Here is a 15,521-nt window from a genome sequence, read left to right on the forward strand (position 1 = left end):
TTTGATATACTTTGTAGTATATATTACTGTAAAGGAAGAAAAATGTCTAGACAAATTGCACACCTCCCCTCTCTCCTCCCTTTCGGTTTCATTTTTTCCAACAATCGTTACATCTACCGTGAGCTGTTCATGGAGGGGCAGTTTGAGGCGGTGGTGGAGGTTGATGAGGCAGGTCAGCTGTCGTCCTATGTCTGGGATTGTGAGATGGAGGAGGTCTATACCGCCCATCTGGTGACTGCGCCAGCTGGGGCGTTTGTGGGTCAGGTGAGAGAAAGTTATCAGTCCATTTTGGCTCGGGTAGAGGAGGCTTGTTGTATCGCTCTGCCATTTTCCAATGACCAAAGCAACCGCATAGCCCAGCTCATCAAGGAGGAGTGGGGTGACCTACCTGATTATCCCTTTGCCAAGTCGCCCGAGACAGGTGCTTTTCGCCATCCTGCTAATAACAAGTGGTACGCTCTGGTGACTCAGGTCAAGCGGGGACAGCTGGATGGGAGCGCTGACCAAGAGCTTGTGGAGATTGTTAATATAAAGGTCTATGGTCGGGAAATAGCAGAGCTACTGAGTCAGCCTGGCATCTATCCTGCTTACCACATGTCAAAGAAGACCTGGGTATCGATCTTGCTGGATGATACTCTGGAGGATCAGGTGATTTTTAGCCTCCTTGAGAAGAGTCGCTATCTGGTAGAGCCAAAATCCTACAAGACAGAGCAAGGGCCTGATTATTGGATTGTACCTGCCAATCCTAAATATTATGACATTGATGCGGAGTTTAGGGATCGGTCTGAGATTTTGTGGACGCAAAAAGCTGCACTAAAAAAGGGAGATTGGGTCTATATCTATATGACAGCCCCTCATCGCTGTTTGCGGTATGCTTGTCAGGTGCTAGAGACCAATATTGCTAATGAAGGCTACCGTGATCAAGAAGATATTAAAGAATTAATGCGTCTAAGATTGATAGACACGTTTTCTGATGAAGTTTATCCTTCTTCTCTATTAGCTTCCCACGGGGTTAAAGCTGTGCGAGGGCCAAGGCGAATGACCAAAAGCTTGATTGACTTAGTGGAGGAAGCTTCAAGGTCAAACGCTTGATGTCCTCATTTTTCAAAAAACATGATACAATAGAGATAAGGAAAGTAAGATAGAAAACAAGAGAGTTAAAGGTGGGTTATCTTTTAGAGCAGACCATCTAACTCCCTTATTTTTTGGAATGAGTGAGGAGTATATGAAAATTCAAGCCTTTGGAGTAGAGGAATGGCTTAATCAGTGGGAAAAGCAAGCTGTGTATGATATCGCTGGTAGTTCGATTTCATCAATGACCTTAGATGAGGTACTTCATTTGGGAGAGACCTCTAAGGATGACTTGCTTCAAGAAGTCTTGGAAAAAAAGCTCAACTATGGTTGGATAGAAGGTTCTCCAGAGTTTAAGAAAGAAGTCAGTCATTTATATGAGTCGGTGACCTGTGATCAGATTTTAGCTACCAATGGGGCGACAGGAGCAAACTTACTGGTTCTCTATAGTTTGATTGAGGAAGGTGATCATGTTGTTTCGCTTTATCCGACTTACCAACAACTTTATGATATTCCAAAATCTTTTGGGGCAGAGGTATCTTATTGGGAAATCAAGGAAGAAGAGGGGTGGTTGCCGTCACTAGAGGAGCTACGTCAACTGGTTAGACCAAACACAAAAATGATTTGTATCAATAATGCCAATAATCCAACGGGAGCTGTTATGGAGAGAGCTTTTTTAGAAGAGCTGGTTGCCATAGCAAGTGAAGTTGGAGCTTATATCTTATCAGATGAGGTCTATCACCCACTTGAGAAAGGGTTAGATGTTCCTGCAATAGTTGACCTTTATGATAAGGGGATTTCAACCAATAGTCTATCTAAAACCTATTCTGCACCAGGTATTCGTGTAGGCTGGGTGGCAGCCAATGAGCAGTTGATTGATCAATTTAGGACTTATCGTGATTACACGATGATTTGCACAGGTGTGTTTGATGACTTTTTAGCAACTCATATCTTGAAACATAAAAAGGCTATCTTGGCACGTAATCATCAGATTGTCTCAACCAATTTGCAAATTGTTAAAGAATGGTTGAAAGAAGAGCCGCGTGTCTCTCTTATCGCCCCTAAGCAAGTATCAACCGCTTTTATCAAACTACAGATTCCAGAGGCAACAGAATCGTTTTGTGAACGTCTTTTGAAAGAAAGAGGAGTTCTTTTGGTGCCAGGTGAGCGCTTTGATAAACCTGGTTATGCACGATTGGGCTATTGTTGTGAGACAACGACTTTAACAGCAGGTCTATCTGCTTTGTCAGATTTTTTGAGGCAGTACGATATACCGCACTAAATAGGAGATAAGGAGAACAGGCAAGAGTTCTCCTTTTTATCTTAAAAAGATAGAATATGTTATGATAGCTGACATGAATTGTCTAAAATTGTCTAAAATTTTCAAAAAAAGTCTTGATTTTTTTGAAAATAGGAGTAGAATAGTCCTATCATTATTTTTGGAGGACATGAAATGAAAAAAAGCTTTATTCACCAGCAACAGGAGATTTCATTTGTAAAAAATACTTTTACACAGTATTTGATTGATAAGCTTGAAATCGTTGAAGTACAGGGTCCGATTTTGTCAAAAGTCGGTGATGGTATGCAAGATAATTTGTCTGGTGTAGAGAATCCAGTTTCTGTCCATGTCAAATTGATTCCAGATGCAACCTATGAAGTCGTGCATTCTCTGGCAAAATGGAAACGTCATACGCTGGCACGTTTTGGTTTTAATGAAGGAGAAGGACTTTTTGTTCATATGAAAGCCCTTCGTCCAGATGAAGACTCACTTGATCCGACTCACTCTGTTTATGTGGATCAGTGGGATTGGGAAAAAGTAATTCCAGACGGACGACGTAATCTTGCTTACCTAAAAGAAACGGTTGAAAAGATCTATAAGGCTATCCGCTTAACAGAGCTTGCAGTGGAAGCACGTTTTGATATTGAATCTGTCTTACCTAAGCAAATCACTTTTGTACACACAGAGGAGCTTGTAGAGCGTTATCCTGATTTGACACCAAAAGAACGTGAAAATGCCATCTGTAAAGAGTTTGGAGCTGTCTTTTTAATTGGGATTGGTGGTGAGCTTGCCGATGGGAAACCACATGACGGCCGTGCTCCAGACTATGATGACTGGACAACAGAATCAGAAAATGGCTATAAAGGGCTTAACGGGGACATTTTAGTGTGGAATGAAGCGCTAGGGTCAGCCTTTGAATTGTCATCTATGGGGATTCGTGTTGACGAAGATGCGTTGAAACGCCAAGTTGTGATTACAGGTGATGAAGACCGCTTAGAATATGATTGGCATAAGACACTGCTTCGAGGATTTTTCCCGCTTACTATCGGTGGCGGGATTGGACAATCTCGTATGGCCATGTTCTTATTACGCAAAAAACACATCGGAGAGGTTCAATCGAGTGTTTGGCCAGAAGAAGTCCGTGACAATTTTGAAAATATTTTATAATGAGTATTGAAAAAAACTCCAAAGGCTAGTCTAGACTTTGGAGTTTCTTTTTTACCTTTTGATCTAATCATCGTGTCTATTCTAACAAACTTTGAGGTGTCAAACAATGGGAAAAGAAAGGAAAAGTTCGTCCATTTCTTTGTCCCATGACAGATTAAAATTTGCTATAATGTTATCTATGAGAGTTGTAGCAGGAGAATTTGGGGGACGTCCCCTTAAGACGTTAGATGGAAAAATCACAAGACCGACCACTGATAAGGTCAAAGGTGCTATGTTTAATATGATTGGTCCTTTCTTTGAAAGAGGCAGAGCTTTGGATCTTTATTCTGGTAGTGGTAGTTTAGCCATTGAAGCTGTGTCACGTGGTATGGATGAAGCTGTTTTGGTTGAAAAAGATCGTCGTGCCCAAGCCATTATTCAAGAAAATATTAAAATGACTAAAAATGAGAAGGCTTTTACACTTTTAAAAATGGAGGCCAATCGTGCTATTTCGCAGTTAAACGGTACTTTTGATCTGGTCTTTTTAGATCCTCCTTATGCTAAGGAGGAAATTGTTGCTAATATCACAGCACTTGAAGAGGCGGGGCTTTTAGCTGAAGAGGTGATGTTGGTTTGTGAGACAGATAAGGCTGTTGAGCTACCAGAGGAGATTAGTCAGTTTGGCATTTGGAAGCAAAAAATTTATGGAATTAGTAAGGTAACAGTTTATGTCAGATAGAATTGGTTTAGTGACAGGCTCTTTTGACCCTGTCACTAATGGACATTTAGATATTATTAAGCGGGCTTCCAAACTGGTAGATCATCTTTATGTTGGTATTTTTTATAACCCTCATAAAGCAGGTTTTTTTGATGTCAAAACAAGAAAGAGAATGTTAGAACATGCTTTACGGTCTTTTCCAACTGTTGAGGTGGTTTTAGCAGAAGATAGGTTGGCTGTTGATTTAGCTAGGTCTTTAAAAGCGACTGTCCTGATCAGAGGTGTTAGAAATGCAGAAGATTTGGCTTATGAGGCTAACATGGCTTTTTTTAATAAGGGGTTGTCACCACAGTTAGAGACAATTTTTTTATTAACCGATCCAAGTTTACAATATATTAGTTCTAGTCGTATTAAGGAATTACTTTATTTTGGAGCTGATATCGGTGCTTATGTGCCTGAAAGTGTGGTATTAGAAGTGGAGAGAAAACGTGAAACAAATCAAAAAATATAGATGGTGGTTAGTAGGTCTCATATCTTTTGTTGGAATGGTGCTGGCTTTGGTTTATCCGTCACCTTATTATATTGAGATGCCTGGTGGCGCCTATGATATTCGCGAGGTTTTGCGGGTTGATAATAAAGAGGATGAGCAAAAAGGGTCTTACAATTTTGTTGCGGTGACCGTCAGTCAAGCGACAGCGGCCCAGCTTCTTTACGCTTGGTTAACGCCGTTTACAGATATTTCATCTGCTGAGGAAACAACTGGCGGAGCTAGCAGTGAAGACTATGAACGTATCAATCAATTTTATATGGAGACATCGCAGAATATGGCGATTTATCAGGCGATGAAGCTAGCTGGAAAAGAGACTTCATTAGAGTTTAAAGGGGTCTATGTTCTAGAGTTAAATCCAAAATCAACTTTTAAGGATATTTTACATCTTGCAGATACTGTCACAGGTGTTAATGGAAAAACATTTAAGAGTTCGACAGAATTGATTGATTATGTAGCTGGTTTGAAAATTGGTGACAAGGTCAGTGTGCAGTACACTTCTTTAGGAGAAGAAAAGACAGCTACTGGAAAAATTATTAAGTTAGATAATGGTAAAAATGGCATTGGTATTGGCTTAGTTGACCATACAGAAGTAAAAAGTGATATTCCAATCGAGTTTGAAACAGATGGTGTGGGAGGACCGAGTGCGGGTCTCATGTTTACTCTTGATATCTATACCCAGATTACTAATAAAGACTTGCGACAAGGGCGCGTGATTGCTGGTACAGGAACCATTGAAGAAGATGGAACTGTTGGTGATGTTGGAGGAGTAGATAAAAAAGTTGTCTCTGCGGCAAACAGTGGAGCAGAAATCTTCTTTGTTCCGAATAATCCAGTTGATGAAGCGGTTAAAAAGGAAGATCCTGATGCTTTAACCAATTATGAAGAGGCTAAAAAAGCAGCTAAAGAGATTGGGACAGATATGAAGATTGTTCCTGTTAAGACTGCTCAAGATGCGATTGACTATCTTGAAAAGTAAAAAAATAAGTTGGAAAATTTTCCAACTTATTTTTTTACTCTTTATTTTTATCGATTTTCTTATCAAGTTTATCAAGTTGCTTGGCAGCGAAGTCACGTCCTCCTAAGCCAAAAGCTAAGGCAAAAGCAACAGCAAGGGCACCAAGGATAATAGTGAAGCTAGTAGTGACAATGTTTTGTGCGAATTTTAATTGATCAAGTGCCATAAAGATAGCAAGAACCAAAATACCGTAGCGAACAGTAGAAGCTAGGACCTTATTATCTGTTACTTTTGTTAAGAAACTTGCTAATATATTACCACCAATAACAGCCAAGATAATAATTAAAATGGAACTAATGAGAGATGGAAGATAAGCAATAATAGCATTACCTACTTGATTTAAAATATCCAGTTTTAAAACAGCAAGAGCTTGGACAAAGAAGAAAGTGATTAAAATAGCACGGATAGCTTGTGCTACGACAAATGAAATTTTGTATTTGCTTTCTTGATTGGAAGTGAGGTAACTAGAGTACTGGTCAAGGCCAGATGTTTTTAAAATCCCTTCAAGTAAGTTACTTACGAGTTTTGCAACAAAACTACCGATGAGTAACAACATAACGGCAACAAGGATACTTGGAATAATACCAAATACTTGGTTCAGTATACCAACAATAGGTTGGGATATACTCGTAATGCCAAGTGTTTCAAGAGCCAATGTTAAAATTGGAATAAAAATCAGAACATAAACGACAGATGCTAAGACATTAATGATCTGTTTGCTATCAAAAGCTACACTCTCTTGACCTGTTACTTTTTTATACCAGCTATCAATATTTAGGCGCTCAAGTAACCCTTTAACTAGAATTTTAATAAAGTTACAGAAATAGGTTCCAACAAAGATAATCAATCCAGCTGCAATCAAGTTTGGAATGAAGGCAAAGAATTTTGCAAACATGCTTGAGATAGGGTCAATACTGCTGCTAATATTTAAACCAGATAAAATTGACGGAAGGAAAAAGAGGATGACAAGGAAGTAGACGAGTTGACCGATATTTTTAATAATCCCCTTGCTACTTTCTTCTTCTTTAATCACACCTAATTTTTTTAAGTGTTTATTAAAGTCAATTTTTTCTAAGCCTTTAACGGTTACTTTTCGTGAAATAGAGGCTAAAACAAAAGCGATAATAATGAGAAGAATCATTCCTAAAAATGACGGAAGATAACTCATCAGAGGGTAGAGTAAATCGTTGATGTTGGTATTCATGAGAATACTCCTTTCTATTTTTCAATCTGACTATATCATTTTTATAAGGTAACAACAAATGATTTGATTGTAAATTTTAGAAAAGTCTTATTTTAAAAGAAAATTATAAAATGACTTTTTCAACTCTATGACTTACTAAAAAAAGAAAAATGGTGTATAATAAAAAGGTTATAAGGATAGTTTATTTTTCGATATGAAAAAAGCTTGAAGGGAAAGGGGACTTATGAGAAAAGAAATTTCTCCTGAGATGTATAACTATAATAAGTTTCCTGGTCCTAGCTTTGTTGCTTTTGAAAATCAGGTTAAAAGTGACAATCACCACTTTATTTTAATAGAGAATATCAAGGATGCTTTTCAAGCAGAAAGCTTTAGTCAGCGCTTTTCTGAAATTCTTTTAAAGTATGATTATATTGTGGGTGACTGGGGAAATGAACAACTTCGCTTGAAGGGATTTTATAAAGATAATAAAGAGAAGGTCAAAAGACAATCGAAAATTAGTCGTTTAGAGGATTATATCATGGAGTATTGTAATTTTGGCTGTGCTTACTTTGTTTTGGAAAATCCAGAACCAGTGGAGATTGTGTTTGAAGAAGAACGTTTATCAAAAAGTAAAAAAACAAAGGATAAGCGAGATAAAAAAAGGAAACAATTTAGCAAAAAAATTCGCGTCCAAGAAGAAAAAGCTAGGCGCGAAAAAGTAAAAAAACAAGAGCATAAGCGAGAGATTCGTGATGCGACACAACATTTTGTAATAAGGAAGAAAAACTAATATGAAACCATCTATTTATAGTTTAACTCGTGATGAATTGATTGATTGGGCAGTTGAACACGGAGAAAAGAAATTTCGTGCTACTCAAATTTGGGATTGGTTGTACCGTAAACGTGTTCAATCATTTGAAGAGATGACCAATATCTCCAAAGAGTTCATTGCTGTCTTAAATGAGAACTTTTGTGTGAATCCCTTAAAACAGCGAATCGTTCAAGAATCGGCAGATGGTACAGTAAAATATTTATTTGAATTACCAGATGGTATGTTAATTGAAACGGTGTTGATGCGCCAACATTATGGATTATCAGTTTGTGTGACCACACAGGTTGGTTGTAACATTGGCTGTACTTTCTGTGCTAGTGGCCTGATTAAGAAACAGCGCGACTTAAATAACGGTGAAATCACTGCTCAGATTATGTTGGTCCAAAAATATTTTGATGAGCGTGGTCTTGATGAGCGTGTGAGTCATGTCGTTGTCATGGGAATTGGTGAGCCTTTTGATAACTACACTAATGTCCTTAAATTCTTACGAACAATTAATGATGATCATGGTTTAGCTATTGGGGCACGTCATATCACGGTGTCAACATCTGGCTTAGCTCATAAGATTAAAGAGTTTGCTAATGAGGGTGTTCAAGTTAACTTGGCAGTATCTCTTCACGCGCCAAATAATGATTTACGCTCAAGCATTATGAAAATCAATCGTGCCTTTCCAATTGAAAAGCTGTTTGATGCTATTCATTATTATATTGAAACGACTAATCGTCGGGTTACCTTTGAGTATATCATGTTAAATGGCGTTAACGATGGAGTAGAGCAAGCTAAAGAATTGGCAGCTTTGTTAAAAGATATTAAAAAGCTATCCTATGTTAACTTGATTCCTTACAATCCTGTATCAGAACATGATCAATATAGCCGTTCTCCTAAAGAGAATGTAATGGCTTTTTACGATACCCTCAAGAAAAATGGTATCAACTGTGTCGTTCGTCAAGAGCATGGAACAGATATTGATGCCGCTTGTGGTCAATTGCGTTCTAATACCATGAAAAAAGATAAGGCAAAAAGAGCAGAGGTGAAAGCTTAATGCTGATTCTCTTTAAGGAGGATGGTGAATTAACGACTAGAGGAAGACAGATTGTCCAATTTGTGATGGGCATCTATCTTCTTTTTATTGTTTATATCTGCTTTGGTCCTCAGCATCAGATTGATGGTTTTGAAACACCAGGGATTATGCATATTGGCCGTGTTGTCGTTTTGTTGACGCCTTTTAATTCCCTGGTAAATCTAGGGGAAGTGGAAAATTTTCGGCAATTATTTTGGGTTTTAGCGCAAAATATTGTCAATATGTTTTTGCTGTATCCTTTGTTATTTGGGATGTTATGCTTAAAGACAAGTTTACGACAGTTAAAGAAGATGATCCAGTTAGCATTTTTTATGAGTTTGAGCATAGAGCTGACTCAAGTTTTATTGGATTTGTTAATAAATGCTAACAGGGTGTTTGAAGTGGATGATCTTTGGACCAATACTTTAGGAGGAGTATTTGCTTATTACAGCTTTTTAGCTTTACAAAAGCAAATCAAAAGAAAATATTATCCATCTGATGAAGGTTAAATCATCAGATGGTCTTTTTTGAATAGAAAGAGAAGGATAATGTCTATTATTCGTCAATTATGGTGGTTCTTTCAGTTAGAAAAACGCCGTTATCTCATAGGGATTTTTTCTCTTATTTTAGTTAGTCTTTTAAATTTATTACCTCCTTTGATGATGGGAAGGGTGATTGATCGGATTACAGATAAGAATTTATCAAGTGAAACTTTATTATGGAGCTTGATCATTTTACTTTTATCGGCATTCGCCATGTATTATTTACGTTATATTTGGAGAATGTATATTTTGGCGACTTCTTATCGTTTAGGACAATTGATGCGCTCACGTTTATTTGAGCAATTTACCAAGATGTCTCCATCTTTTTTTCAGCGTTATCGAACAGGGGATTTGATGGCGCATGCTACCAATGATATTAATGCCTTGACGCGTTTAGCAGGTGGAGGTGTGATGTCTTTTATAGATGCGACGGTAACGGCCTTGGTAACCTTGTTAACCATGTTATTTATGATTTCTTGGCAAATGACCTTGGTCGCCTTGATTCCTCTTCCTTTTATGGCCTTAACAACAAGCTTTTTAGGAAGAAAGACACATGAAAATTTTAAAGTTTCTCAAGCTGCCTTTTCTGATTTAAACAATAAGGTCCAAGAAGCTGTATCAGGCATTAAGGTGACAAAATCATTTGGTTACCAGAAAGAAGAAATCCAATCTTTCCAAGAAATTAATGAACAAGCTTATCAAAAAAATATGCGAACAATGGTTTATGACGCTTTATTTGACCCCATTGTTTTATTATTTGTAGGGACATCTTATACGTTGACCCTTTTATTAGGGGCTTATTTTATTCGTTTGGGTCAAGTAAGTTTAGGGAATCTGGTTACCTTTATGACTTACTTGGATATGTTGGTTTGGCCCTTGATGGCAATTGGTTTTCTCTTTAATATCACACAAAGAGGAGCAGTTTCTTATGAGCGGATTATGCAACTACTTGATGAAGAATCGGATGTGGTAGAAAGTTCGACGCCTCTTCTAACGATTCAAAATGGTGACTTAAGCTACCATGTGACACATTTTGCATACGATGAGGAAAACGTCTTATCAGATGTTCACTTTACGGTAAAAAAAGGTCAGACACTTGGACTAGTTGGGCAAACTGGTTCTGGGAAAACGACCTTATTGAAGCTACTCTTACGAGAGTATGATGTGACAGATGGGTCCATTACCCTTAATCACCATGATATAAAAGATTATCGTTTATCTGATTTAAGAAGTTTGATGGGATATGTTCCACAAGATCAGGTCTTATTTGCCATGAGTATTCTCGATAATGTACGTTTTGGTGATCCTAGTCTATCTTTAGAGTCTGTTGAGCAAGTGACAAAATTAGCCCAAGTTTATGAAGATATTAAGGCTATGCCAGATGGCTTTGATACTCTTATTGGAGAAAAAGGGGTGTCGTTATCAGGTGGACAAAAGCAACGTTTGGCGATGAGTCGTGCCCTTGTGTTAAATCCAGATATTTTAATTTTAGATGATTCCTTATCAGCTGTTGATGCTAAGACAGAGCATGCTATTATTGAAAATCTTAAGAGTAGTCGTTTTGGAAAAACAACCCTGATAACAGCACATCGCTTGTCAGCTGTTGTTCATGCCGATTTGATTTTGGTTTTACAAGATGGGCGTATTATTGAACGTGGAAATCATGAGGAACTCTTAGCTCAAAAAGGTTGGTATTATAAGACTTACCAAGCGCAACAATTGGAAATGAGGGATTCAAATGAAGAATAATCAAAATCAGTGGCGTGTTTTTCTCCGTCTTCTGACTTATTTACGTCCCTATAAGTTATTAACGTTTTTAGCACTGGCTTTATTATTGCTGACGACTGTGATAAAGAGTATTGTTCCACTGGTTGCTAGTCAATTTATTGACCATCATATTAAGGATTGGACTCAGGGTGCTCTTGTTTTACTATTAGCTTATTATGGGCTATATGTTTTACAAACGATTTTACAATATTTAGGGAATCTTTTTTTTGCTAGGGTTTCTTATCATGTGGTCAAAGATATTCGAAAAGATGCTTTCACTAATATGGAACGTCTTGGGATGGCTTATTTTGATCAAACTCCCTCTGGAGCCATTGTCTCTCGTATCACTAATGATACTGAAAGTATTTCAGATATGTTTTCAGGACTCTTAGCAAGTTTTATTTCGGCACTATTTATTTTTTCAACAACCCTATATACGATGTTAGTCTTAAATATGAGATTAACTGCTCTAGTGACTTTATTTTTACCTTTTATTTTTATTTTGGTGAATTTATACCGCAAAAAATCAGTAGTGGTTGTGGAAAAGATGCGAAGTTTACTTGGAGATATTAACAGTAAGCTAGCAGAAAGTATTGAGGGCATTCGTGTGATTCAGGCTTTTGCTCAAGAAGCTAGACTACAAGAGGAATTTGAGGCCATTAATGAAGAACATTTGGTTTATTCTAGTCGATCAATGGCTTTGGATAGTCTTTTTTTAAGACCCGCTATGTCACTTTTAAAATTACTGGCGTATGCATTACTAATGACTTATTTTGGGTTAAACTGGAAGAGTGCAGGCATTTCAGCTGGTATCATGTATGCCTTTATCCAGTATGTCAATCGTCTTTTTGATCCATTAATTGAGGTGACACAAAACTTTTCGACTCTCCAAACCTCTATGGTATCTGCTGGGCGCGTCTTTGATCTGATTGATGAGAAAGTTTATGAGCCTTATCAAGGGCAAGCTAATTCAAAAATCTCTCGTGGGGATATTGAATTTAGAGATGTCTCTTTTAGTTATGATGGAAAACAACCTGTTTTAAATCACATTTCTTTTAGTGTCAAAAAAGGTGAGACGATTGCTTTTGTTGGCTCAACAGGTTCAGGAAAGTCGTCTATTATTAATCTTTTAATGCGTTTTTACGAGTTTTCTGAAGGGCAGATTTTGATTGATGGCATAGATATTAAGGATTTTAGTGCCAAAGAGCTACGTCAAAAGATGGGCTTAGTCCTACAAGAACCTTTTTTATATCATGGAACAGTTTTATCAAATATTAAGATGTATCAGGATTTAACAGAAGAAGAGGTGGAGGCTGCTGCAAAATTTGTAGATGCTGATCAGTTTATTCAAAAACTTCCTAAAGCCTATCATCAGGAAGTGTCAGAACGTGGTTCTGCCTTCTCGACTGGGCAGCGTCAGCTTCTAGCTTTTGCACGAACCATCGCTAGCCAGCCGAAGATTTTAATATTAGATGAAGCAACGGCTAATATCGACTCTGAGACGGAACAGTTAGTGCAAAATTCTTTGGCTAAGATGCGAAAAGGACGGACTACGATTGCTATTGCCCATCGTTTATCAACAATTCAAGATGCAGATTGTATTTATGTCTTGGATAAGGGAAGCATTGTTGAGTCAGGGACACATGAGGCACTCTTAGCTCAAAAAGGGTTGTATCACAAGATGTATCAACTGCAAGCAGGACAGATCAATCGTTTTTAAAAAAATGAGCAAATCACTCTTCCCTTTAGCCTAGAGTATGTTGTTTTATGAAAGGAGAAAATCTGTGAAAAAATGGATGATCGTGATGAGTTTAGTTTTCATTTCTTGGACAAGTAGTGATGTTAAAGCCTCTCAGTTAGATGATTGGTTATCAGATAAGCAAATAGAGATTTATTACAATCAAGCGGACGCTAAGTGGGGGAAACGAAGTTATGGTCGCTCTACTCTTAGAAAATCAGGTTGCGTTCCTACAGTTTTAGCCATGATTTTTTCTAATGTAACAGATAAAGAGGTCTTGCCGACAGATGTTGCTAACTATCTTTATCATGAAACCGATACCTTTAACAAGACATTTTTAGGTACCAGTACGGAAGGGATTTTTGCTGCGGTTAGGAAGTGGGGACTAGAGGCTGTTAATTTAAAAGATAAGACCAGCGTTATAGAGAGTCTTCAAAAAGGCTTTCCTGTTATGGTGGCAGTTGAAAAAAATAAATTTACGCCTTATGGTGGATCACATGAATTACTTCTAGATGCTTATCAAAATGGTCAAGTTTATGTCTATGATCCCTATACCAAAGCTAATATTGGCTGGTATTCATTAGATGATTTATGGCGTGAGCAAAGTCAAGACCCCATTGATCGCATGGGAGTAACAACAACATTTTTACAAATCAGTTTTCCCACTTTTAGTCCTTTAGAGAATAAGATCTAGGTTAAAATCAGTAGGGAGTGGGAAAGAACTCGACGGGTCTAAAAATAGTTCGTCAACAAGTCTTTATTTCCAGTTGTTGAGCTGAAACAGTCTATCCCCAGACTGTTTCACTCCCACCCCCGCACAGCTCAAACTGTCTGGGAGACAGTTTGAGGTTGGAGATGAAGCGAACTTTGTTCGCAACAGTCGTCATGGACAGATTTGGAGTGTGAAACACGAATTGCTGAGATTTGCTTCGCAAATCTTATCTCCAACCTTTAACAGTCCACTGGACTGTTAAACCCAATCAACCACTACGCTGAGATGTTGACACGAACTCTAAGAAGTGGCGCTGGGCTTTTTGCCCAGTCTCTTTTGACGTTTAGGTGTGGGGATCAGCTGAATAGCTAAAAGCCCTTAAAAGATTGTAGGTCATAAAGATAGAAGGAATATGAAAGCAAATAATTGATAGTTCCTTTTTGCTCTCTCCAAAACAATTCTCCCAACTCAGTCGAAATCAAGTAGAAGTGAGCAGGATAACATTAGTTCGCTCACGATCGTTTAGAAAATTGCAAAACCCCAAGTATTTTACCGTAAATACTTGGGGTTTTTGTCGAGAAATGGCATCATAAGAAGTGCTCATGATTGAAGTGCTATTTTGTAACGGTTTTTGTGAATGGTGTTTTATGCGTCGCGATAAAGTTTTCAAGCCAATCACCCTCATTACTATCTTCCGCTTCCTCTTCTGTTGGAGAGTATGAATCTACCTTATCATCATCTGAAAAATCCACTTTTCCAAACAGGACAACCTTATCCTTAGTTTCAGAACTTGCTGACTGAGCTTTATTTGCTGTAATCCCAAAAGCTACACACCCTAATATTACAAGAGTTCCTAAAATAAGTAATTTCTTCATCAGTATTTCCTCCAAGATAAATAAATTTTGTTTGTTGTAGTTGTAAGACTTACACGTATTATCTTACAGGAAATATTGGTTGACTTAAAAATCATTACATATCTGTAACTAGAGCTATTGTATCTTCAATTTGCTTAGAAAGATTATAACAATCTAGAAAATCTACAACTTTTTGGCACTCTTTCATCTCTTCTAACCCTTGTACATTCCCTTGTAAATACAAAAAATGTCCCTTTATAAATCTTAATTGAAGCCGCTCAAACATATCTGTTTCAAAAATGTCCATTTGTTCTAAATACTTTATAAATTTAGCCGCCACCCTCTCCTCTTTTCTATCTAAAATTTGACCAGTAATATTCAAGAGTATTCTGTAGACACGCTTTCTATTCTCATCAAGGCTATTATAAAATTGTGTCCGATGGAGTAACTCACTACCTAAAATTTCTATCGTTTTAGAGCTCAATACCCTAGAACAATTTCCAAAAATCCATAATTCAAAAAAACACCATTCATCAATTGACATTAGATAATCTGAAATTATTTGTCTCTCTTCCTTAGGTATTGATTCCTCCAAGTTACATCTATTACGCATAACATATAATACAGCAATGAATACCCTATCTGACTTTTTATTATTCTCCAAATAGCGCATCTCATATTCTTTTATCATTTTTTGGAAATAACTAACATTTCTACTCTCAATTGCTTGACGAAATTCTCTCGATAAACGAACATCTTCATCTTGAAAATATGAATGATAAAATGTTGAAAACTCCCCTTGTAAAACATCCATATTTTTTAAGCAATGAAAAAATGTATCTACAGAAAGATTGCTCTTTCCATTTTCAAAGCGTGATAACTGAGCAGGTGTAACGAAATCGCCAGCTACTTCTTTTAGAGACATATTTTTTGATTCTCGAATCATTTTAAAAATTTTTCCATAACTTCCCATATGAACCTCACGCGTTACATTTATGTAATGATTTTTCTTTGTTTTTGAATCTAGTATATCATAGATGTATCTTTTTTTATA

15 protein-coding genes are annotated in these 15,521 nt (G+C 37.3%); 12 read left to right on the forward strand and 3 right to left on the reverse strand.

Going from position 1 to position 15,521, the window contains the following annotated elements:
* Positions 1–42: 42 nt before the first annotated feature.
* The 6 genes from ACVRWY_RS03705 to ACVRWY_RS03730 all read left to right on the forward strand — a co-directional run bounded on the left by ACVRWY_RS03705 (position 43) and on the right by ACVRWY_RS03730 (position 5,740).
* The gene (locus tag ACVRWY_RS03705; protein ID WP_354368163.1) at positions 43–1,092 is read left to right on the forward strand and encodes an MmcQ/YjbR family DNA-binding protein; all 1,050 of its coding nucleotides are present in this window, start codon (positions 43–45) and stop codon (positions 1,090–1,092) included.
* Between the two features lie 133 nt (positions 1,093–1,225).
* Complete coding sequence (locus ACVRWY_RS03710) at positions 1,226–2,353, forward strand: aminotransferase (RefSeq protein ID WP_354368161.1); 1,128 nt, start codon at positions 1,226–1,228, stop codon at positions 2,351–2,353.
* Positions 2,354–2,524: 171 nt separating this feature from the next.
* On the forward strand, positions 2,525–3,517 hold the full coding sequence (asnA, locus tag ACVRWY_RS03715; protein WP_354368159.1) for an aspartate--ammonia ligase: 993 nt from the start codon (positions 2,525–2,527) through the stop codon (positions 3,515–3,517).
* 178 nt (positions 3,518–3,695) lie between these two features.
* Positions 3,696–4,235 (forward strand): 16S rRNA (guanine(966)-N(2))-methyltransferase RsmD, encoded by a 540-nt coding sequence (gene rsmD / locus ACVRWY_RS03720; protein WP_354368199.1) that lies wholly within the window; start codon positions 3,696–3,698, stop codon positions 4,233–4,235.
* Positions 4,225–4,725: a pantetheine-phosphate adenylyltransferase gene (coaD, locus tag ACVRWY_RS03725; RefSeq protein WP_354368157.1), complete on the forward strand. Its 501-nt coding sequence runs from the start codon at positions 4,225–4,227 to the stop codon at positions 4,723–4,725. Before rsmD ends, coaD begins: the two co-directional genes overlap by 11 nt.
* Positions 4,703–5,740 (forward strand): SepM family pheromone-processing serine protease, encoded by a 1,038-nt coding sequence (locus tag ACVRWY_RS03730; RefSeq protein WP_354368155.1) that lies wholly within the window; start codon positions 4,703–4,705, stop codon positions 5,738–5,740. Before coaD ends, ACVRWY_RS03730 begins: the two co-directional genes overlap by 23 nt.
* A 34-nt stretch (positions 5,741–5,774) precedes the next feature.
* Here ACVRWY_RS03730 and ACVRWY_RS03735 read toward each other — a convergent pair whose 3' ends face one another.
* Entirely contained in the window at positions 5,775–6,983 is a 1,209-nt protein-coding gene (locus tag ACVRWY_RS03735; RefSeq protein WP_354368153.1) for a mechanosensitive ion channel, read from the reverse strand.
* A 223-nt stretch (positions 6,984–7,206) separates the two neighbouring features.
* Here ACVRWY_RS03735 and ACVRWY_RS03740 point away from each other — a divergent pair, with 223 nt between their 5' ends.
* From ACVRWY_RS03740 to ACVRWY_RS03765, 6 genes are all read left to right on the forward strand, one after another.
* Positions 7,207–7,752: a YutD family protein gene (locus ACVRWY_RS03740; protein WP_354368151.1), complete on the forward strand. Its 546-nt coding sequence runs from the start codon at positions 7,207–7,209 to the stop codon at positions 7,750–7,752.
* A gap of 1 nt (position 7,753) precedes the next feature.
* Positions 7,754–8,836, forward strand: coding sequence for a dual-specificity RNA methyltransferase RlmN (gene rlmN / locus ACVRWY_RS03745; RefSeq protein ID WP_354368149.1), 1,083 nt, complete (start codon positions 7,754–7,756; stop codon positions 8,834–8,836).
* On the forward strand, positions 8,836–9,363 hold the full coding sequence (locus tag ACVRWY_RS03750; RefSeq protein ID WP_354368147.1) for a VanZ family protein: 528 nt from the start codon (positions 8,836–8,838) through the stop codon (positions 9,361–9,363). Before rlmN ends, ACVRWY_RS03750 begins: the two co-directional genes overlap by 1 nt.
* 39 nt (positions 9,364–9,402) lie before the next feature.
* Complete coding sequence (locus tag ACVRWY_RS03755) at positions 9,403–11,145, forward strand: ABC transporter ATP-binding protein (protein WP_354368145.1); 1,743 nt, start codon at positions 9,403–9,405, stop codon at positions 11,143–11,145.
* Positions 11,135–12,883: an ABC transporter ATP-binding protein gene (locus ACVRWY_RS03760; RefSeq protein WP_354368143.1), complete on the forward strand. Its 1,749-nt coding sequence runs from the start codon at positions 11,135–11,137 to the stop codon at positions 12,881–12,883. The genes ACVRWY_RS03755 and ACVRWY_RS03760 overlap by 11 nt, the downstream gene beginning before the upstream one ends.
* Positions 12,884–12,947: 64 nt before the next feature.
* The gene (locus ACVRWY_RS03765) at positions 12,948–13,595 is read left to right on the forward strand and encodes a C39 family peptidase (protein ID WP_354368141.1); all 648 of its coding nucleotides are present in this window, start codon (positions 12,948–12,950) and stop codon (positions 13,593–13,595) included.
* Positions 13,596–14,227: 632 nt separating this feature from the next.
* Here the strand turns inward: ACVRWY_RS03765 and ACVRWY_RS03770 are convergent.
* Both ACVRWY_RS03770 and ACVRWY_RS03775 read right to left on the reverse strand, forming a co-directional pair.
* Positions 14,228–14,488 carry a hypothetical protein gene (locus ACVRWY_RS03770; RefSeq protein WP_354368139.1) on the reverse strand — a complete coding sequence of 87 codons (261 nt, stop codon included), beginning with the start codon at positions 14,486–14,488 and terminating at the stop codon, positions 14,228–14,230.
* A 94-nt stretch (positions 14,489–14,582) separates the two neighbouring features.
* Entirely contained in the window at positions 14,583–15,440 is an 858-nt protein-coding gene (locus ACVRWY_RS03775) for an Rgg/GadR/MutR family transcriptional regulator (protein WP_354368137.1), read from the reverse strand.
* Positions 15,441–15,521: the final 81 nt, after the last annotated feature.

This window comes from Streptococcus porcorum (assembly GCF_053203725.1).